Below are 19,271 nucleotides of genomic sequence, written 5' to 3'. Positions count from 1 at the left end.
CCATGCCCATGATTTCGAAAATCCTCATCGCCAATCGCGGGGAAATCGCCCTTCGCGTGCTTCGAGCCTGCAAGGAGCTCGGCATCGCCTGCGTCGTGGTTCATTCCACCGCCGACGCCGATGCCATGCATGTGCGGCTTGCCGACGAAAGCGTCTGCATCGGTCCGCCCTCCTCACGCGAGAGCTACCTCAATATCCATCAGATCGTCGCCGCCTGCGAGATCACCGGCGCCGATGCCGTGCATCCGGGCTACGGCTTTCTGTCGGAGAACGCCAAGTTCGCCGATATTCTCGAAGCGCACGGTATCACCTTCATCGGGCCGACGGCTGACCATATCCGCATTATGGGCGACAAGATCACCGCCAAGACCACGGCGCTGGAACTCGGCATTCCCGTCGTTCCGGGCTCGGACGGCGAAGTGAAGACCGAAGAGGATGCGCTGAAGACGGCGGCCGAAATCGGCTATCCGGTGCTGATCAAGGCAACGGCCGGCGGCGGCGGACGCGGCATGAAGGTCGCCAAGAGCGAGGCCGACCTGATCGAGGCCTGGTCGACGGCGCGTACCGAAGCGGCAGCCGCCTTCGGCAACGATGCCGTCTATATGGAAAAATATCTCGGCAAGCCGCGCCACATCGAAATTCAGGTGTTCGGCGACGGCGAAGGCAATGCCATCCATCTCGGCGAGCGCGACTGCTCGTTGCAGCGCCGCCACCAGAAGGTCTGGGAAGAGGCGAATTCACCGGCGCTCAACGTCGAGCAGCGCATGAAGATCGGCCAGGTCTGCGCCGACGCCATGAAGAAGCTGAAATATCGCGGCGCCGGCACGATCGAATTCCTCTACGAGAATGGCGAGTTCTATTTTATCGAAATGAACACCCGCCTGCAGGTGGAGCATCCGATCACCGAAGCCATCACCGGCATCGACCTCGTGCACGAGCAGATCCGCGTCGCCTCCGGCGGCGGTCTTTCGGTGACGCAGGACGAGGTGCATTTTTCCGGTCACGCCATCGAATGCCGCATCAATGCCGAGCACGCGCGCACCTTCGTGCCCTCGCCCGGCACGATCACGCATTTCCACGCGCCTGGCGGTCTCGGCGTGCGCATCGATTCCGGCGCCTATCAGGGCTACAAGATCCCGCCCTATTACGACAGCCTCATCGGCAAGCTGATCGTGCACGGCCGTACCCGCGTCGAATGCATGATGCGGCTGCGCCGGGCACTCGACGAATTCGTCGTCGACGGCATCAATACGACGCTGCCGCTGTTCCAGGATCTCGTCTCCAACCAGGATATCGCCAACGGCGATTACGACATCCACTGGCTGGAACACTACCTCGCCAACACACCGGCGGCATAGGGCAGGAATGGCAGGATCGCGCAGGAAGTCACCAGGCATTACCCCTGAAATCCTCCTGCGCGCCTATTCCATCGGCCTCTTCCCGATGGCCGAATCTGCCGACGACCCGGAGATTTTCTGGGTCGAACCGGAACTGCGCGGCGTACTGCCGTTCGACCATTTCCACGTGTCGAAGAGCCTTGCCAAGACGGTGCGCAGGAAACCCTTCCAGATCCGTTTCGATCACGCTTTCGACCAGGTGATCGCGGCCTGCGCGGAGGAGACATCCGGGCGCCCGAGCACCTGGATCAACAAGACGATCAGATCTCTCTACTCGACGCTGTTCGACATGGGCCATGCCCATACCGTCGAAGCCTGGGACGGCGATGAGTTGGTCGGCGGCCTCTACGGCGTCTCGCTCGGCTCGGCCTTCTTCGGCGAAAGCATGTTCTCACGCCGGACGGATGCCTCGAAGATCTGCCTCGTGCATCTGGTCGAGCGACTGCGGGAAAGAGGCTTCACGCTGCTCGATACACAATTCACCACCGAGCACCTGAAGACGTTCGGCGCGATCGACGTTGCGAAAGCCGATTATGGCGTGTTGCTTGAAGCCGCGATGGAATCGCCACACCTGAAGTTTTAAGCAGAATCGTTTCAGCCCTGCGTTGATTTTCGAGCCGATTTGAGTAGGTTTCGGAAAATGCAATGGGGGATAGAATTTTGAGACGATATTTTGCGGCGGCGATCCTTTTCGCCTTGTTCACAGGCCAGGCCGGCGCGCGACCTTACCAGGAGATGTTCCCGGACAGGAGCGATTTTTCCGAAGCGGAAAAGCCGTTACTGGAGAAGCTCGATTTTCAGCAGGGGGCGATCAAGCTGCCTGAGGCAAAGGCGACGCTGAACGTGCCGCAAGGCTTCTATTATCTCAATCCCGCCGACACGAAGACGGTGCTCGTCGACATCTGGGGAAATCCCCCGCAGGCGGCGGAGGGAACGATGGGGATGATCTTCCCGGCCAAATACGCGCCGACCGATATCGAGGCCTGGGGTTCCGTCGTGCAATACAGCGCCGACGGCTATGTCTCCGACGCCGATGCCGCGACGACCAATTACGACGAACTGCTGCAGAACATCAAAAATTCCATCCGGGAAAACAACGTCGAGCGCGAGAAGCAGGGTTTTCAAAAGATCACGCTTATCGGGTGGGCCTCGACGCCGCATTACGACAAATCCGCGCATGCGATGCACTGGGCGCGCGATCTGTTGTTCGGCGATGACATGCGAGCGCCGCACACCCTGAACTATTCCGTGCGGACCCTCGGCCGCCAGGGCGTATTTGAGTTCGACTTCGTTGCCGGCCTGAATCAGTTGAAGGAGATCGAGGCGGTCATTCCGACCGTCACGACGCTCGTGCAGTTCGACACGGGAATGGCCTATACCGACTATGTCGAAGGCGACAAGATCGCGGCCTACGGCATGGCAGGAATGATCGCCGCAGGCGCCGGCGCCAAGATTGCCGCGAAAGTTGGGTTGCTGGCGCTTGCCGCCGTCTTCCTCAAAAAAGCCGGCATCCTCATCGTCGTCGTGGCTGGCGGCGCGCTTCGCTTTGCCAAGGGTCTTTTCACGAGGAACAAGACACCCACCGCATAAGGCTTGCGCGGCGCGCTAAAGCATGTCGTTGCGGCAAAGCGCGAAGCGCCTTTGCCGCAACGACATGCGTGAAACAAAGAGCTCAAGCGCAAGGAGCGAATCTGAAAGATCGCGATGCGCTTTAGCGCGCTGTCGCCTTCGTGCTGTCGGGAGCCGGGACGTCCGAACTCGTCTTGCAGTCCTTCAGCCAGACGTCGTAGATCGGATGCTCGACGGCGTTGAGGCCAGGGCTGGCGGCGAACATCCAACCGGTGAAGATGCGGCGAATCTTGCGGTCGAGAGTGATCTCATCGACCTCGACGAAACCGTCGATCTTCTGCGCTTCGGCCTGGTCGCGCGAATAACAGGCCTTCGGCGTCACCTGCAGCGCGCCGAACTGCACCGTCTCGTTGACATAGACGTCGAATGTGGTGATGCGGCCGGTGATCTTGTCGAGGCCGGAGAACACAGCTACCGGATTTTCGATGCGTGCGGCATTTGCCGCAACCGGCGGAAGCAGGGCCGATAGCGCCAGCAGCGACCCGGCGGCACGCAGCGCCATGTTCCGCGTGAAGAGCTTCATGTGTACCCGTCTCCAGACATTCTTCGTTCATGGCCGCGGTCAAGCGCGGCCAACCTGCGGGTAAAGGTCAATTGTGGCCAAAAGCCGGGTTTTGGATTTCCCGGTCGAGCCGTCTCAGTTGCCCGGCGTCCAGGCGTCGTAATCGCCGGTGACACGCGGACGCTCGCCCGGAACGGCGAGGGAGCCCGGCGGACGGTAGGCCTGCGGAGAACCGGTGAAGTTGGGGCGGTGCGCCTTTTGCCATTCCTTGGCGACGTAGTTTTCCTTGGAGGGCGGAACATCGGTGCGATGATGCATCCAGCCATGCCAGCCCGGCGGAATGGCGGAGGCATCGGCATAGCCCTTGTAGATCACCCAGCGCTTCGGCAGGCCGTAGGAAGACATGCCGCCTTCATAATAGACGTTGCCGAATTCATCCTCGCCGACGCGCTTGCCGAAACGCCAGGTCGCAAAACGCGTGCCCATCGTCTGACTGTTCCACCAGGTGAAGGTCTGAACCAGAAGATTCCACATGTCTTTTCCTTGTGCCCGCCAGATGCGGGCCAAACCAGAATTCATTTCCTCGCTTATGCCGTCGCCAAGCCGAATTGTCCAGCGATTCCACCACAGCCAAGGGTCATTTCAAAGCCATCTTGAAGCCCAGATGCGAGGGCGTGAAACCAGTCTTTCATCGAAACGATGGGGCATCCCTGCGGATCGCATTCAAGGTCAACGCTACCCGCCCGATACCGCGGCCTTTTGCCTCGGCGATGGCGAACTCGATCATTCCAGCGTCGATCTCCTGCCCGCGCGCCCGGCGAATGACGATCTCGGACAAGACGGCCGCCATGGACTTAACGTCCTTCGAGCGGCTTTTCGAGAATCAGCGACGGAATGCCGGATTGCCCTGCCCCGTTATTTTCGTTGCGGCCGACCTCGGTGAAGCCGTGCGCGTGATAAAAGGCGATGGCTGCTGCATTCTGCGGCTCGACTTCGAGACGCATGATTTCCGCATCCGGAAAGCAGGTTTCGAGTTCGGCGAAGAGATCGCGGCCGATCCCCTGGCGCTGCAGCGCCGGAGCGACATAGAGGAGATGCAGCATGACCGTCTTCGTCAGTTCCTGCGACATCGCCGCATAGCCCATGCCGCCGATAGTGCGGCCGTCGTCGGCAACGAGGAATTCGGCATCCTTGCGCACCAAGCGCGCCTTCAGAGCCGCCGGCGAAAAGAGCTGGGCGGTCAGTTCGTCGACCCTGGCTTTGCCATGGAGGCCGTCATAGGTGACGTGAAAGCTCTGCACCAGCAGGGCGCGGACCTTTTCCAGATCGCGCTCGCCGGCGGTGCGGACGAAATACACGGGCTTATTCCTCGATGCCGAGCTTCGACTTGACGAGCGCCTGGACGGCCTGCGGATTGGCCTTGCCGCCGGTTGCCTTCATCACCTGGCCGACGAACCATGCGGCCAGGGTCGGCTTCGCCTTGACCTTCTCCACCTGATCGGGATTGGCGGCAATGATCTCGTCCACGGCCTTTTCGATGGCGCCGGTATCGGTCACCTGCTTCATGCCGCGTGCTTCGACGATCTCGGCGGGATCGCCGCCCTCGGTCAGCACGATCTCGAAGAGATCCTTGGCAATCTTGCCGGAGATGGTGCCAGCCTTGATCAGATCGATGATGGCGCCGAGCTGGGCCGGTGAAACCGGCGTCTGCTCGATATCCTTGCCCGTGCGGTTCAGCGCGCCGAGCAGATCATTGATCACCCAGTTGGCGGCCGTCTTACCGTCGCGGCCGGCGGCGACAGCCTCGAAATAATCGGCGATCGCCTTTTCGGAGACGAGCACCGAGGCGTCGTAGATCGACAGGCCGAGCTCGCGCACGAAGCGCTCCTTCTTGTCGTCAGGCAATTCCGGCAGATCGGCCGCCAGCGCAGTGACGAAGGCATCATCGAATTCGAGCGGCAGCAGGTCCGGATCGGGGAAATAACGATAATCGTGCGCATCCTCCTTGGAGCGCATCGAGCGCGTCTCGCCCTTGTTCGGGTCGAAGAGCCGCGTCTCCTGATCGATCTTCCCGCCATCCTCCAGAATGCCGATCTGGCGGCGGGCTTCGTACTCGATCGCCTGGCCGATGAAGCGGATGGAATTGACGTTCTTGATCTCGCAGCGCGTGCCGAAATCTTCGCCCGGGCGGCGCACGGAGACATTGACGTCGGCACGCATCGAGCCTTCGTCCATGTTGCCGTCGCAGGTGCCGAGATAGCGCACGATCGAACGCAGCTTGGTCATATAGGCCTTGGCCTCATCGGACGAGCGCATGTCTGGCTTGGAGACGATTTCCATCAGCGCCACGCCGGAACGGTTCAGATCGACATAGGACATGGTCGCATGCTGGTCGTGCAGCGACTTGCCGGCATCCTGCTCCAGGTGCAGGCGCTCGATGCCGATCTCGATATCTTCGAACTGGCCCTGGCGGTCCGGCCCGAGCGAAATGACGATTTTGCCCTCGCCGACGATCGGATCCTTGAACTGCGAAATCTGATAGCCCTGCGGCAGGTCAGGATAGAAATAGTTCTTGCGGTCGAAGAGCGAGCGCTTGTTGATCTGGGCTTTGAGGCCGAGGCCGGTGCGCACGGCCTGCTTGACGCATTCCTCGTTGATAACAGGCAGCATGCCAGGCATGGCGGCATCGACGAGCGACACGTTCGAATTCTGCGGCTTGCCGAATTCCGTCGAGGCGCCGGAGAAGAGCTTCGAATTGGAGAGCACCTGGGCATGGACTTCCATGCCGACGATGACTTCCCAGTCGCCGGTGGCGCCGGGGATGAAGCGTTTCGGATCAGGCGTGCGGACGTCGACAAGGGTCATCTGATACTCTTTGCAGGCTGTTCTTTTCCACTGGTGAGGTAAAGGAAATGGCGTGCCGGTGCAAGGCTTTCGCCATGGCGTGCGGCGCGGTTTGACGGCCGGCGGCGACATTTGCCTTGGTTAACCGAGGCGCGATAGAGTTGCCGCATGACGATGATCGATATCACCAAATGGGCCGCACCGTTTCTGGCGCTGAACCTCCTCGTCTTCTCGATCTATTTTCTCGACAAGCAGGCGGCGCGCGATGGCAGGTGGCGGATCAGCGAGCGCACGCTTCTGACGCTTGCGCTGATCGGCGGCAGCCTCGGCGCGGTGGCGGCACAGCAGTTGCTGCGGCACAAAACGAGAAAGGAGCCGTTCCGGTCGACCCTGGCGGCGATCTTGATCCTGCACGGCGCAGTGGCCGCGGTGCTGATCTTCGCGCCGGAATGGCGCGCTTTCCTTCTCCAGGATTTTTGAGCGTCAGAATTCCTGCCCGTATCCGCCCTCACCGTCCGAAACCAGCGATTTCGTCAGCCCGACCGAGGGCACGTCGCGGTCGAGCTTCGGATTATAGGCGACCGAGAGCCAGTGGATGCTGTAGCCGTGCTTGCGGAAGAAGCCGATCGCCTCGTTGTTGCCGGAATGGGTTTGCATCGCCGCCGTTTCCAGGCCCTGCCCGGCGATCTCCTTTTCGATCCGCTGGAGAAGGGCGGAGCCCAGCCCCTGGCCGATGAAGGCGGGATCGATCCAGAAATCCGAAATGGTTTCGTCCAATCCCTCGCGCGCTGCCCAGCCTGCGACCTGGCCGTTCTGCTCGACGACGGTGATGGTCAGCCAGTCGTTTTCCACGAAGTTGCGAAAGGCGTTGCGGGCTGCATCGATCATCGCGTGCGATTCGCCGATCGACGCCATCGCTTTTTGCCAGGCCCTCAGCCCGATCTCGCTCAACAGCTCCGCTTCACCGTCGCGGGCATTGCGAATGTGGATCAACGACACCTCCGCGTTACCGCGCAACTAGACCATTGAGTCGGGGAATTTACCAGTGTCCCCAACGGGACGATGGCTGGAAACTGCGGTTTTCGACCGGTTTGATCGGCGATCGCGGTCTTGACCGCCTTTTACGCGCGAAATAAGAAACTCTTCATGCTGAGCCAGTCACAGACCCGGTAAAGGCCCTGCCCGCAAGTCCGCTTGCGCGCATGGGCCCGAAAAAACGAAGCCCTGACGTTCGAAAGAGCGCCAGATCGTTTTTGTGCGCCCTGCCGGGCGCGACACCGGATCTCAACACATGGACATTTCTCGCACGGAACAGCGCATCCTGCATCTCATGGCCCAAGGCGGTCGCATCGAAATTTCCCGCGACGACGACAGGAAGATCGAGGCGGTCAGTTGCTTCACCCGCGACGGCTGGCTCTATCCCGGCGTCGACCTCGATCTCTTCCGCAGACTGAAGCGGCTGAGAGCGATCAAGTCCTCCAGCGGCCAGCCCTACCGGATCACCGAAAGAGGGCTGAAGCTGGTCAGGTCGCAGCTGAACAACAGGTAGCAACCAACCATCCTGGCCGCGTTTCGAACGGCGCGGTCGGGATTAATCTCAGGCCTTTGCTGCGAGTTCCGTCCGCATCGCCGCCCATTCGTCGGCCATCGTGCCCGTGCCGCGCCGCTTGCCGGCGCGGCGATACCAGTAATCGGCGTTCCAGTCGTCGCCTTCGATGCGATGGCAGAGAGCATGGCCCCAGTCGAACGGCTGTTCGCCCTCGTGGCGCTGACAGATTTCGTGAACCGCCTGCCAATCCGCGCCCATGGTAAAGCCGCCGGCGGCAAGGCGATCCGTTGCCTCGATCAATTGCGCAAGATCATTGGTCGCCATAAGCCCCTCCTGATTCCCGTTATCGATCAGCCAATAGGTTCTTAAGATGCACCTTTTCGCATTCGACGCTCATTCTCTGGAAGAGCGGGATCGTGCGGCCTGTTACCACCACTTGGCTGGCGTAAACCGGCCGGCTGCCTGCTCGATGACATGCGCTGTCTTGAAGAGGGTTTCCTCGTCAAAGGGCTTGCCGATCAGCTGCAGGCCGAGTGGCAGGCCCTTTTGGTCGAGACCGGCGGGCACGGCGATGCCCGGCAGGCCGGCCATGTTGACCGTGACCGTGAAGATGTCGTTCAGATACATCTTCACCGGGTCGGAAGCGAGGTTCTCGTCGGCGACGCCGAAGGCCGACGACGGGGTTGCCGGCGTCAGGATGGCGTCGACGCCGGCGTCGAAGGCGAGTTCGAAATCGCGCTTGATCAGCGTGCGGACCTTCTGGGCGCGGATGTAGTAGGCGTCGTAATAACCGGCCGACAGCACATAGGTGCCGATCATGATGCGGCGCTTGACTTCCTGGCCGAAGCCGGCGGCGCGCGTCTTCTCATACATGTCGACGATATCCTTGCCGTCGACGCGCAGGCCGTAGCGCACGCCGTCGTACCGCGCCAGATTCGAGGATGCCTCGGCGGGAGCGACGATGTAATAGGCCGGAAGCGCGTATTTGGTGTGCGGCAGCGAGATGTCGACGATTTCGGCGCCGGCATCCTTCAGCCAGGCGATGCCCTGGCGCCAGAGGGTTTCGATCTCCTCGGGCATGCCGTCGACACGGTATTCGCTGGGAATGCCGATCTTCATGCCTTTCAGCGACTGGCTAAGCGCCGCCTCATAATCCGGCACAGGCAGATCGACCGACGTCGTGTCCTTGGCGTCGACACTGGCCATCGACTTCAGAAGGATCGCGGCATCGCGCACGTCGCGGGCGATCGGGCCTGCCTGGTCGAGCGAGGAGGCGAAGGCGACGGTGCCCCAGCGCGAGCAGCGGCCATAGGTCGGCTTGATGCCGACGGTGCCGGTGAAGGCGGCCGGCTGGCGGATCGAGCCGCCGGTATCGGTCGCGGTGGCACCGGCGCAAAGATGGGCGGCGACGGCGGCGGCCGAGCCGCCGGAGGAGCCGCCGGGAACGAGCTGCTGGTTGGAACCTGCTGCACGCCAGGGGTTGATCACCGCGCCATAATGCGAGGTCTCGTTGGAGGAGCCCATGGCGAACTCGTCCATGTTCAGCTTGCCGAGCATGACGGCGCCGTCATCCCAGAGGTTCTGCGTGACGGTCGATTCATAACGCGGCTCGAAACCATCGAGAATATGGCTGCATGCCTGGGTGTGGACGCCGACCGTGGCAAAGAGATCCTTGATACCGAGCGGAATGCCTTCGAGTTCGCCGGCCTTGCCGGCGGCGATGCGCTCGTCGGAGTTCTTCGCCATCAGGCGGGCGAGATCCGGCGTCACCTTAATATAGGCATTCAGATGACCATTGGCCGCATCGATCGCCGAGAGATAGGCCTCGGTCAGTTCAAGTGCGGTGATTTCCTTGCCGCGCAGCTTCCGGCGGGCTTCGGCAATGGTCAGGCTGGTGAGTTCGCTCATGATGTTTTCGCTTCAGATCTGAAAATGGCAACAGGGGTCGGAAAGAGGCGTGAAGCCTTATTCGACGACTTTCGGCACCAGGAAGAAATTGTGATCGGTGACGGGCGCATTGGCGACGATATCGGCGGCCTTGCTGCCGTCGGTCACCGCATCCGTCCGCTTCTTCATCGCCATCGGGGTGACGGATGTCATCGCTTCGACGCCATCGACATTGACTTCGGAGAGCTGCTCGACGAAGCCCAGGATACCGTTCAGCTCGCCGACCATGCGATTTGCCTCGTCCTCGGAGACGGCAATACGGGCAAGGTGGGCAACGCGCTTCACGGTGGCAAGGTCGACGGACATGGCATTCTCCGGATGGGATTTTTCCTACCCGCTATAAAGGCCATGTCCGCCCGGTGCAACGGGATTTCGTCAGATCGACAGGCTCTCGGCGGGCTTCAGCGCCTTCACATCCGTCTTCGATCCCTCCATGCCGGCAACGAATTTATCGGCCGTCTGCTCGATGATCGGGAAGGTGCCGAAGTGACAGGGAATCGCCGTCTTGAAATTGAAATAGCGCCGGCAGGCAAGAGCCGCCACGGCGCCGCCCATGGTGAAGCGGTCGCCGATCGGCACGAGGCCGATATCGGGCTGGTGCAATTCGTTGATCAGCGCCATGTCGGCGAAGATGTCGGTATCGCCCATGGCGAGGATCGAGGCTTCATCATCGAAGTGCAGCATCAGGCCGTTGGCGTTGCCGAGCGCATGCGAAACGCCGTCCTCGGTGATCTGGGCGGACGAGTGCAGCGCGTTGGTGAAGGTCGCGGAGAAGCTGCCGAGCGCGATTGTGCCGCCGGTATTGCCCATCTCGATCTTGTCGACACCCTTGGAGCCGAGCCAGGCGGCGAGATCGGCATTGGCAAGAACGACGGCGCCGGTTTCCTTGGCAAGCGCCACCGTATCGCCGACATGGTCGCCATGGCCATGCGTCAGCAGGATATGGGTGACGCCTGCAGAGACATCCTTGATATCCTGGCCGGAAAAGGAGGCGTTATGGCTGAGGAAGGGATCGAGCAGGATCGTCGCCTTTCCGGTCTCGATGCGGAAGGCGGAATGGCCGAGCCAGGTGATCTTCATGAAATCTCTCCTTTATTACGTGATGCAAAAGCCTGTTTGGGGAGATACGGATGATTTTAGGCCGGATCTGCCTAAAATCTGAATCCGTATCTCAATCAAAGAATTGGAGCATGATGTCGTCCGAAAACCACTCACACTTTTCGGCATCATGCTCTATGGACATATCTCATGCGCCGCCAAAGAAAAGCGGCGGCGACTTCAATTTCTTTTGACGGGATGAAATGGCGATGACGGTGCTGACGATCGAGGAAATGGCCGAGGCGCTTGCCCCGCGGCAGGCGATTGCCGGCCTCGATCTCGGCACCAAGACGATCGGGCTTTCGATGTCCGATCTCGGCCGGCGCTTCGCCACACCCCGCCCGGTGATCCGGCGCGTCAAATTCACCATCGATGCGCAGGCGCTCATGGATTTCGCACAATCGGAAAAGGTCGCCGGCTTCATCATCGGCCTGCCGATGAATATGGACGGATCGGCGGGGCCGCGCGTGCAGGCGACGCGGGCCTTCGTGCGCAACATGGAGCAGAAGACGGCGCTGCCCTTCGTCTATTGGGACGAGCGGCTGTCGACGGTGGCGGCGGAACGGACGCTGCTTGAGATGGACGTGTCGCGCGCCAAGCGGGCCGAACGGATCGATTCGGCCGCGGCGAGCTTCATTCTTCAGGGCGCGCTCGACAGGCTTTCCTTGCTGGCGAGATCCGATGGAGACGAATTCAGCTGACGCGCCTTCCACCAGGCGATGATCGACTTGCGTTTCCGGAAGCCCATGATGGCGAAGACCACGAGACTGTCGACGGCGATGGCGCGGGCAACGAGCGGCGGAATGGTCTCCGGCGGAATGCCGAGCGCCTCGCCATATAGCTGGAACGTCAGGTCATGCACCTGCCGCGTCAGCATGAAGACGCCGAAGTTCATGTCGTAATAAGAGAGCCAATACCATCCGCCCAGAAAGACGATGGGGCCGGCCCAGAAGATCAGAAACCACTTCATGCGGCCTCACCTCCATGCTTGCGCGCGACGGGCAGATCGAGGGAAACCAACCAGGTCGACAATGCCATGATGCACAGCACCAGCGTCGGAATTGCGATATCCAGCGCCAGGACTGCGAAGAACATCATCGCCATCAAAAGAAAGGCGGCTTTGGCGATCCTGGTTCCCATGGACGTCAACTCGGGGGCTCTACTCATTCCATCTCTGCTCTCCCCCACACTGTCGGGTTAGCCGAGACCAGGCAACGTAAACCATTTGTTAAGGTTAACGCCGCAGCCGCCCCCTGTGGATAAGACAGGTATCAGCCGTAGACGCCGCGCACGATGCGCTTCAGCGCCGTCGCCGCCTTCTCCCAGTCCTTCGGCGTCTTCAACGACAGACCGGCGCACTGCCCGCCGCTTGCGGCGGCAAGCACAAGGTGCTGGATCGCGGCGATGATGACGGCATTGACGGCTGCCGCGTCCACGCCCTTCGGCGGTGCCAGCGAACCGCGCATGCGCTCCAGCCAGAGAGCGAGCGCCTTCGAACGGGCTTCGGAAAGCCGCCTCACCTGCTCGGTGTTCTCAGATATCTCCCAGGCGAGAATGCGGCGCATCAGCGGATCGTTTCTCAGGGCGTCGAGAAGGAGAAGCGACAGCCGCTCCATCAGGTCGCCATAGGTGAGCAGGAACATGCCGCCGGCATCTTCGGGAATGCGATCCTTCACCCAAGTGCCGAGATCGGCGCCGATCGCCTCGACCAGACCGTCAAGACCGCCGTAATAACGATAGATCAGTTGCTTGTCGCAACCGGCGCGGCGGGCGACCGCATTGATGCCGAAATTCTGGAAGCCCTCCTCTGCGAGCAGTCCCTTGGCGGCGGCAAGGATGGCGCGCTCGGTGGCGCTGCGATCGCGCACGCGCCGCTCCGGCTCGCCGCCGGCCTCAGGCAAATTTTCAAGTTTTACCGCTTCATCAAGCACGAACGACCCTTCCCCGCTGTCACCAATCGGTGAGTAGCGGGGAGGTTTCACGCAATCAATCCTATCCTCTTGGGAAGATTGTGGATATTCCGCCTTGGCCGATGATTTGGCCACGCAAGGATGCAGAAGACTGTAAGCAAGAGCGATCGGACATGCTCAGAAATCTCGCCCCGACTGTTGATCCCGATGGACGAACCCGGCATAGCTGCATTATGAACAATTCTAATATTCTCCGCTAAGGCCCTGCAATGGTGAACTATATCGAAGCCTCTTCCGCGCCCTCGAAGAATACGGGCGCCATCCGGCTTTACGACGCGCAAGCATTCGAGGGCATGCGCAGGGCATGCCAGCTGACGGCGCGCTGCCTCGATGCGCTGGCCGACATCGTCAAGCCGGGGCTGGTGACCGATGACATCGACCGGTTCGTCTTCGATTTCGGCATGGATCACGGCGCCCACCCGGCAACGCTGAACTATCGCGGCTACACCAAATCGACCTGCACCTCGATCAACCACGTCGTCTGCCACGGCATTCCGAACGACAAGCCGCTGCGTGAAGGCGATATCGTCAATATCGACGTTACCTTCGTGCTCGACGGCTGGCACGGCGATTCGAGCCGGATGTATCCTGTGGGAACGATCAAGCGCGCCGCCGAGCGACTGCTCGAGGTTACCTATGAATCGCTGATGCGCGGCATTTCCGCCGTCAGGCCCGGCGCCCGCACCGGCGCGATCGGCGAGGCGATCCAGACCTATGCCGAGGCCGAGCGCTGCTCGGTGGTGCGCGATTTCTGCGGCCACGGCGTCGGCCGGCTGTTTCACGATTCGCCGAATATCCTGCATTACGGCCGCGCCAACGAAGGGCCGGAACTGCGCGAAGGCATGATCTTCACCATCGAACCGATGATCAATCTTGGCCGGCCGCACGTGAAGGTGCTGGCCGACGGCTGGACGGCGGTCACCCGCGACCGGTCGCTTTCGGCGCAGTATGAACACACCGTCGGCGTCACCTCTAACGGCTGCGAGATCTTTACCCTGTCGCCCGGTGGCCTCGACCGCCCCGGCCTGCTATCGTTTGCCGGGTGACGATGCGATGGCGAAGGGGCCTGTTGCGACATCTTCCGACGACGCGCTGCCTTTTGCGATTGAAGAGCCTGTTGCCGCCGACGAACGGTCGTTCTTCGGCGGACGCTCGCAAAAACCGTCCGTGCCGCATGCCAAGAGCGCCCTGCCCGCCTCGCTCGCCGGCCAGGAGCATTATCACGGCCATCGCGAACGGCTGCGTGACCGCTTCCGTGAGCAGGGCGACACCGCCCTTGCCGACTACGAAATCCTCGAGCTCCTGCTTTTCCGCCTGATCCCGCGGCGCGACACCAAGCCGATCGCCAAGGCGCTGATCGAACGCTTCGGCTCGCTCTCCGGCGTCTTCGGCGCGCCGGCGGCGCTGCTGACGGAAGTGAAGGGTGTCGGCGAGACCGTGGCGCTCGACCTGAAGCTGATCTCGACGGTGGCGCAGCGGACCCTGAAGAGCGAGCTCAGGAACAAGCAGGTTCTGTCCTCATGGTCCTCGGTCATCGAGTATTGCCATGCCGCCATGGCCCATGAAACGCGCGAACAATTCCGCATCCTCTTCCTCGACAAGCGCAACGTGCTGATCGCCGATGAGGTCCAGGGCCGCGGCACGGTCGACCATACGCCGGTCTATCCGCGCGAGGTGGTCAAACGGGCGCTCGAGCTTTCGGCGACGGCGATGATCCTCGTCCACAACCACCCCTCCGGCGATCCCACGCCATCGCGCGCCGACATCGACATGACCAAGGTGATCATCGATGCCGCCAAGGCGCTCGACATCACCGTCCACGACCATATCATCATCGGCAAGGACGGGCATGTCAGCCTCAAGGGGCTGAAGCTGATCTGAAGCCGTCGCGCGCTGACATCGATTTGACGATGGTGATCATCGACGCGGCGAATGCACTTGCTATCATCGTCCATGACCACATCATCATCGGCAAGAACGGCGATGTCGGCCTGAAGGGCCTGACGCTGATAAAACACAGGTCCGGCTGAAACGGCGGTCGTAAAACAATCTGTAACATTGACCGGTTACCGATAAAGGGGCGACATTTCGCGGCGCAATGATTCCTTTCCAATCCGGGGCCAGATAATGCTTCAGTACGATCTTGTTGTGGTGGGGAGCGGTCCCGCAGGGCGCCGCGGCGCCATCCAGGCTGCGAAACTCGGCAAGAAAGTGCTTGTCATCGAGCAGGGCAAACGCGTCGGCGGCGTTTCCGTGCATACCGGCACCATCCCCTCCAAAACGCTGCGCGAGACCGCGCTCAACCTTTCCGGCTGGCGCGAACGCGGTTTCTACGGCCGGTCTTACCGCGTCAAGGAAGAGATCAGTGCAGATGATTTGCGCCGCCGCCTGCTGATTACGCTCAACCACGAAGTCGAGGTGCTGGAACACCAGTTTGCCCGCAACCGCGTGCAGCATATTCGCGGCAAGGCGAGCTTCATCAATGCGTCGACGCTGCAGGTGATCAAGGATGACGGCGAGATCACCCAGGTTACCGCCGCCAGCGTGCTGCTTGCCGTCGGCACGAAGCCGTTCCGCCCGGATTATATCCCCTTCGACGGCAAGACCGTTCTCGACAGCGACGAGCTGCTCGATATCCAGGAGCTGCCGCGCTCGATGGTCGTCATCGGCGCCGGCGTCATCGGCATCGAATATGCAACGATCTTCAGCGCGCTCGACACGGCCGTCACCGTCATCGACCCGAAGGCCACGATGCTCGACTTCATCGACAAAGAAATCGTCGAGGACTTCACCTACCAGCTGCGCGACCGCAACATGAAGCTGCTGCTCGGCCAGAAGGCCGATAAGGTGGAGACGCTCGCAGACGGCAAGGTCGAGCTGACGCTCGACAGCGGCCGGCGCCTGACGACCGACATGGTGCTGTTCGCCGCCGGCCGCATGGGGGCGACCGACGCGCTGAACCTGCCGGCCATCGGGCTGGAAGCCGATAGCCGCGGGCGCCTCAAGGTCAACCCGGAAACCTTCCAGACATCGGTTGCCAACGTCTATGCCGCCGGCGACGTCGTCGGCTTTCCGAGCCTTGCCTCGACGTCGATGGAACAGGGCCGCATCGCCGCCCGCGTGGCGATCGGCGCGGTCGCCAAGGAGCCGCCGAAATATTTCCCCTATGGGATCTATGCCGTGCCGGAAATTTCCACCTGCGGCCTGACCGAAGAAGAGATGAAGGAGCGCGGCATTCCCTATGAATGCGGCATCGCCCGCTTCCGCGAGACCTCGCGCGGTCATATCATGGGCCTCGACACCGGACTTCTGAAGCTGATCTTCTCGCTGAAAACGCGGCGACTGCTCGGCGTGCATATCGTCGGCGAAGGCGCCACCGAGCTGGTGCATATCGGCCAGGCGGTGCTCAACCTCAAAGGCACGGTCGAGTATTTCGTCGAAAACACCTTCAACTATCCGACGCTTGCCGAAGCCTACAAGATCGCCGGCCTCGATGCCTGGAACCGGATGGGCGACATCAAGTCGGAACTCTGAGGGCGTCTCATAGGCGGCGGGCTTCGTCTAGATCCGGCCGTCAAAACGGAGCCGAACGCTATTGCGCATCATTTCGCTGAACGCCTGGGGCGGCAGGCTGCACGAGGCCATGATCGACTATGTCAGACAGGCCGATGCGGATGTCCTGTGCCTGCAGGAGGTGTTGCGGGCGCCGGGGGCGGATGAGGGATGGTCGATCTATCGGGATGGGGAGCTGGAACTGCCACAGCGCGCCAATCTGTTTGCAGAGATCGGCGCCGCCCTGCCTAGCCACGACGGCTTCTTCTGCCCGACATCGAGAGGCGAGCTGTTTAACGGCGGGACCGCCATAGCCGCCGAATTCGGGCTGGCGACCTTCGTGCGCAAATCGCATTCGGTCATCGCCCAGGGCCTGGACTTCGTGCATGGCGGTTTTTCCGCCAATGGCTGGGGCGAACATCCGCGGCCACGGAACGCCCATTGCATCCGCATCTTCAGCCATAAGCATGCTTCCAGCCTGACCATCGCCCACATGCATGGCCTCCGGGATCCCGCCGGCAAGGGCGACACGCCGGCCCGCGAAGAACAGGCCGCAGCGCTGGTCGCGCTCATCGAGCGCGTCTGGCCCGGCAACGAGGGGCTCGTCGTCTGCGGCGATTTCAACATCTTACCCGACAGCGCGACCTTTCCGATTCTCGCCAGATTGGGGCTTTCCGATCTCGTCACCGGAAACGGCCTTGTAGACACGCGAACCTCCTACTATCTGAAGCAGGGCCGCTTTGCCGATTACATGCTGGTGACACCGGGGGTAAAAATTGCCAAATTCGAGGTGGTCGAGGCGCCCGAGGTCTCCGACCACCGCGCATTGCTGCTCGATATCGGGTAGTATATTGAGGAATTGCCGTGCATAGCGTTTTGCGTGCATCGCCGTTTTTTACGCCTTAGTTTGACCTCCTGAATCGCATTGATACGTCCGATAGATGCCTTCAACTCCATTTTGCCGCCGGCAAAAGCTTCTGAAGAAAGATAGATCCTCTTGTCCCATGTCTTGGAAGCTGCCCGCCGACGTTTTCAGCTGATCCTGATCAAGCCGTCGCATTATGACGACGACGGCTATGTCATCCGCTGGTGGCGGGCGATGATTCCTTCCAATTCGCTTGCGGCTCTCTATGGCATCGCCGCCGAATGCGCCGAGCGCAAGGTGCTCGGGCCCGACACGGCAATCGACATCACCGTGATCGACGAGACCAACACGCGGATCGACTTCGCCGGACTGCTCGCACAGTTCAAGCGCCACGACAATTTCGGCATGATCGCACTCGTCGGCGTCCAGACCAACCAGTATCCGCGCGCGCTCGATATCGCCCGGCCCTTCCGCGATGCCGGCCTGCCGGTCTCCATCGGCGGCTTCCATGTTTCCGGCTGCCTGTCGATGCTGGATGGCAAGGCGGTCGGGCTCGAAGCCTGCCGCGACATGGGCATCTCGATGTTTGCCGGCGAAGCCGAAGGCCGGCTGGAGATGGTGCTGCGCGATGCCGCGAGCGGCGAGCTGAAGCCACTCTACAATTTCATGAACGACCTTCCCGGCATCGGCGGCACGCCGGTTCCCTTCCTGCCGAAGGACAATATTCAGCGAACGCTCGGGCTCAGCACCAGCTTCGACGCCGGACGCGGCTGTCCCTACCAATGCTCGTTCTGCACCATCATCAACGTGCAGGGACGCAAGTCGCGCTTCCGCTCGGCCGACGACGTCGAAAAGCTGGTGCGGATGAACTGGGCGCAGGGGATCCACAAATTCTTCATCACCGACGACAACTTCGCCCGCAACAAGGATTGGGAAGCGATCTTCGACCGGCTGATCGAGCTCAAGGAGCGGGACGGCATTCCGCTCGGCCTGATGATCCAGGTCGACACGCTCTGCCACAAGATCCCGAATTTCATCGAGAAGTCGCGGCGCGCCGGCGTCACCCGCGTCTTCATCGGCCTGGAAAACGTCAATCCGGACAATCTGACCGCGGCCAAGAAAAACCAGAACAAGATCACCGAATACCGCAAGATGCTGCTCGCCTGGAAGGCGCAAGGCATCATGACGCTCGCCGGTTATATCCTGGGCTTCCCCGCCGACACGCCGGAATCGATCCGCCGCGATATCGCGATCATCCAGGAAGAGCTGCCGCTCGACGTCATCGAATTCTTCATCCTGACGCCTCTGCCCGGTTCCGAGGACCATCAGGTCCTGTGGAAGAAGGACGTCGAGATGGACGGCGATCTCAACATTTACGATGTCGAGCACGTCTGCACCGCCCACCCGAAGATGAGTAAGCAGGAGTGGGAAGACATCTATCACGAGGCCTGGGCGCTTTATTACTCGCCCAAGCACATGAAGACCCTGCTGCGCCGCGCTGTGGCGACCGGCGTTCCGCTCGCAAGGCTCGTCAAAGTCCTAGTCTCCTTCGCGACCACCGTGCCGCTGGAAAACGTGCATCCGCTGCAAAGCGGCCTCTTGCGCCTGAAGACGCCGGCCGAGCGGCGCCCGGAACTGCCGCGCGAAAGTTCGCTGATCTTCTGGCCGCGCTTTGCCTGGGAAACCTTCAGAAAACATGCTTCGCTCGCCGGCACCATCATCGGCCTGACGATTTCGGCATTCCTGATTTCAAGGGAAGCCAAGTCGAAGACCTATATGGATCAGGCCCTGACGCCGGTCGCCGACGATGAGGAAGAGACACTCAGCCTCTTCACCAAAACATCGGGCGGTACGGCTGCCGTCAGCCATGTCAGGAAAGTCGCGGAGCTGACCCGGCATTGAGCTGCAATTTCCGCTG

General features: G+C 61.3%; 24 protein-coding genes and 1 pseudogene. 12 read left to right on the top strand and 13 right to left on the bottom strand.

Going from position 1 to position 19,271, the window contains the following annotated elements; all coding sequences use genetic code 11:
- The first annotated feature begins 2 nt into the window (after window positions 1–2).
- From accC to ATY75_RS08165, 3 genes are all read left to right on the top strand, one after another.
- A complete protein-coding gene (accC, locus tag ATY75_RS08175; protein ID WP_171899769.1) occupies window positions 3–1,358 on the top strand; it encodes an acetyl-CoA carboxylase biotin carboxylase subunit in 1,356 nt (451 codons plus the stop codon).
- Between the two features lie 7 nt (window positions 1,359–1,365).
- Entirely contained in the window at window positions 1,366–1,980 is a 615-nt protein-coding gene (aat, locus tag ATY75_RS08170; RefSeq protein ID WP_088937138.1) for a leucyl/phenylalanyl-tRNA--protein transferase, read from the top strand.
- Between the two features lie 77 nt (window positions 1,981–2,057).
- On the top strand, window positions 2,058–2,987 hold the full coding sequence (locus ATY75_RS08165) for a DUF2167 domain-containing protein (RefSeq protein ID WP_190241329.1): 930 nt from the start codon (window positions 2,058–2,060) through the stop codon (window positions 2,985–2,987).
- A 121-nt stretch (window positions 2,988–3,108) separates the two neighbouring features.
- Here the strand turns inward: ATY75_RS08165 and ATY75_RS08160 are convergent, their stop codons facing one another.
- The 5 genes and pseudogenes from ATY75_RS08160 to gatB all read right to left on the bottom strand — a co-directional run bounded on the left by ATY75_RS08160 (window position 3,109) and on the right by gatB (window position 6,393).
- A complete protein-coding gene (locus ATY75_RS08160) occupies window positions 3,109–3,549 on the bottom strand; it encodes a DUF2155 domain-containing protein (protein WP_088937136.1) in 441 nt (146 codons plus the stop codon).
- Between the two features lie 114 nt (window positions 3,550–3,663).
- Entirely contained in the window at window positions 3,664–4,062 is a 399-nt protein-coding gene (locus tag ATY75_RS08155; protein ID WP_088937135.1) for an NADH:ubiquinone oxidoreductase subunit NDUFA12, read from the bottom strand.
- Between the two features lie 154 nt (window positions 4,063–4,216).
- Window positions 4,217–4,375, bottom strand: a pseudogene (locus ATY75_RS08150) (GNAT family N-acetyltransferase); the annotation flags it as partial.
- Window positions 4,376–4,382: 7 nt separating this feature from the next.
- Window positions 4,383–4,886 (bottom strand): GNAT family N-acetyltransferase, encoded by a 504-nt coding sequence (locus ATY75_RS08145; RefSeq protein WP_088937133.1) that lies wholly within the window; start codon window positions 4,884–4,886, stop codon window positions 4,383–4,385.
- Between the two features lie 4 nt (window positions 4,887–4,890).
- The gene (gatB, locus tag ATY75_RS08140; RefSeq protein WP_088937132.1) at window positions 4,891–6,393 is read right to left on the bottom strand and encodes an Asp-tRNA(Asn)/Glu-tRNA(Gln) amidotransferase subunit GatB; all 1,503 of its coding nucleotides are present in this window, start codon (window positions 6,391–6,393) and stop codon (window positions 4,891–4,893) included.
- 147 nt (window positions 6,394–6,540) lie between these two features.
- Between gatB and ATY75_RS08135 the strand changes: the two genes are divergently transcribed.
- Window positions 6,541–6,852 (top strand): DUF1294 domain-containing protein, encoded by a 312-nt coding sequence (locus ATY75_RS08135; RefSeq protein WP_088937131.1) that lies wholly within the window; start codon window positions 6,541–6,543, stop codon window positions 6,850–6,852.
- Window positions 6,853–6,855: 3 nt separating this feature from the next.
- Here the strand turns inward: ATY75_RS08135 and ATY75_RS08130 are convergent, their stop codons facing one another.
- The gene (locus ATY75_RS08130; protein ID WP_088937130.1) at window positions 6,856–7,365 is read right to left on the bottom strand and encodes a GNAT family N-acetyltransferase; all 510 of its coding nucleotides are present in this window, start codon (window positions 7,363–7,365) and stop codon (window positions 6,856–6,858) included.
- A gap of 298 nt (window positions 7,366–7,663) precedes the next feature.
- On the opposite strand from ATY75_RS08130, the gene ATY75_RS08125 reads away from it, so the two are divergent.
- Window positions 7,664–7,921: a YjhX family toxin gene (locus ATY75_RS08125; protein WP_003586907.1), complete on the top strand. Its 258-nt coding sequence runs from the start codon at window positions 7,664–7,666 to the stop codon at window positions 7,919–7,921.
- A gap of 48 nt (window positions 7,922–7,969) precedes the next feature.
- On the opposite strand, the gene ATY75_RS08120 is transcribed toward ATY75_RS08125, so the two are convergent.
- The 4 genes from ATY75_RS08120 to ATY75_RS08105 form a co-directional block, all read right to left on the bottom strand.
- On the bottom strand, window positions 7,970–8,245 hold the full coding sequence (locus ATY75_RS08120) for a hypothetical protein (protein ID WP_088937129.1): 276 nt from the start codon (window positions 8,243–8,245) through the stop codon (window positions 7,970–7,972).
- Between the two features lie 102 nt (window positions 8,246–8,347).
- On the bottom strand, window positions 8,348–9,829 hold the full coding sequence (gatA, locus tag ATY75_RS08115) for an Asp-tRNA(Asn)/Glu-tRNA(Gln) amidotransferase subunit GatA (protein ID WP_088937128.1): 1,482 nt from the start codon (window positions 9,827–9,829) through the stop codon (window positions 8,348–8,350).
- Between the two features lie 57 nt (window positions 9,830–9,886).
- On the bottom strand, window positions 9,887–10,174 hold the full coding sequence (gene gatC, locus ATY75_RS08110) for an Asp-tRNA(Asn)/Glu-tRNA(Gln) amidotransferase subunit GatC (RefSeq protein ID WP_049734290.1): 288 nt from the start codon (window positions 10,172–10,174) through the stop codon (window positions 9,887–9,889).
- Between the two features lie 69 nt (window positions 10,175–10,243).
- Window positions 10,244–10,948 carry a metal-dependent hydrolase gene (locus ATY75_RS08105; RefSeq protein WP_088937127.1) on the bottom strand — a complete coding sequence of 235 codons (705 nt, stop codon included), beginning with the start codon at window positions 10,946–10,948 and terminating at the stop codon, window positions 10,244–10,246.
- 227 nt (window positions 10,949–11,175) lie between these two features.
- Here ATY75_RS08105 and ruvX point away from each other — a divergent pair, with 227 nt between their 5' ends.
- On the top strand, window positions 11,176–11,667 hold the full coding sequence (ruvX, locus tag ATY75_RS08100; RefSeq protein ID WP_088937126.1) for a Holliday junction resolvase RuvX: 492 nt from the start codon (window positions 11,176–11,178) through the stop codon (window positions 11,665–11,667).
- Here ruvX and ATY75_RS08095 read toward each other — a convergent pair.
- The 3 genes from ATY75_RS08095 to ATY75_RS08090 all read right to left on the bottom strand — a co-directional run bounded on the left by ATY75_RS08095 (window position 11,607) and on the right by ATY75_RS08090 (window position 12,897).
- The gene (locus ATY75_RS08095) at window positions 11,607–11,936 is read right to left on the bottom strand and encodes a DUF6105 family protein (RefSeq protein WP_088937125.1); all 330 of its coding nucleotides are present in this window, start codon (window positions 11,934–11,936) and stop codon (window positions 11,607–11,609) included. The genes ruvX and ATY75_RS08095 overlap by 61 nt on opposite strands.
- Window positions 11,933–12,133 carry a hypothetical protein gene (locus ATY75_RS33805; protein WP_143535276.1) on the bottom strand — a complete coding sequence of 67 codons (201 nt, stop codon included), beginning with the start codon at window positions 12,131–12,133 and terminating at the stop codon, window positions 11,933–11,935. The genes ATY75_RS08095 and ATY75_RS33805 overlap by 4 nt, the downstream gene beginning before the upstream one ends.
- A 104-nt stretch (window positions 12,134–12,237) precedes the next feature.
- A complete protein-coding gene (locus ATY75_RS08090) occupies window positions 12,238–12,897 on the bottom strand; it encodes a TetR/AcrR family transcriptional regulator (RefSeq protein WP_088937124.1) in 660 nt (219 codons plus the stop codon).
- Between the two features lie 248 nt (window positions 12,898–13,145).
- On the opposite strand from ATY75_RS08090, the gene map reads away from it, so the two are divergent.
- The 6 genes from map to ATY75_RS08060 all read left to right on the top strand — a co-directional run bounded on the left by map (window position 13,146) and on the right by ATY75_RS08060 (window position 19,255).
- On the top strand, window positions 13,146–13,982 hold the full coding sequence (map, locus tag ATY75_RS08085; RefSeq protein WP_088937123.1) for a type I methionyl aminopeptidase: 837 nt from the start codon (window positions 13,146–13,148) through the stop codon (window positions 13,980–13,982).
- Window positions 13,983–13,989: 7 nt separating this feature from the next.
- The gene (radC, locus tag ATY75_RS08080) at window positions 13,990–14,817 is read left to right on the top strand and encodes a DNA repair protein RadC (RefSeq protein ID WP_088937151.1); all 828 of its coding nucleotides are present in this window, start codon (window positions 13,990–13,992) and stop codon (window positions 14,815–14,817) included.
- A gap of 29 nt (window positions 14,818–14,846) precedes the next feature.
- Window positions 14,847–14,966, top strand: a complete 120-nt coding sequence (locus ATY75_RS08075; protein ID WP_245317546.1) for a DNA repair protein RadC — start codon at window positions 14,847–14,849, stop codon at window positions 14,964–14,966.
- Between the two features lie 97 nt (window positions 14,967–15,063).
- Window positions 15,064–16,470 (top strand): Si-specific NAD(P)(+) transhydrogenase, encoded by a 1,407-nt coding sequence (sthA, locus tag ATY75_RS08070; RefSeq protein ID WP_088937121.1) that lies wholly within the window; start codon window positions 15,064–15,066, stop codon window positions 16,468–16,470.
- 61 nt (window positions 16,471–16,531) lie between these two features.
- Entirely contained in the window at window positions 16,532–17,335 is an 804-nt protein-coding gene (locus ATY75_RS08065) for an endonuclease/exonuclease/phosphatase family protein (protein WP_088937120.1), read from the top strand.
- A gap of 150 nt (window positions 17,336–17,485) precedes the next feature.
- The gene (locus ATY75_RS08060; protein WP_088937119.1) at window positions 17,486–19,255 is read left to right on the top strand and encodes a radical SAM protein; all 1,770 of its coding nucleotides are present in this window, start codon (window positions 17,486–17,488) and stop codon (window positions 19,253–19,255) included.
- The last annotated feature ends 16 nt before the right edge of the window (window positions 19,256–19,271 follow it).

It is taken from the genome of Rhizobium sp. N122 (assembly GCF_002211295.1).
In the GTDB taxonomy this organism is placed as follows: Bacteria; Pseudomonadota; Alphaproteobacteria; order Rhizobiales; family Rhizobiaceae; genus Rhizobium.
This window is presented reverse-complemented; position numbering and strand designations above follow the sequence as displayed.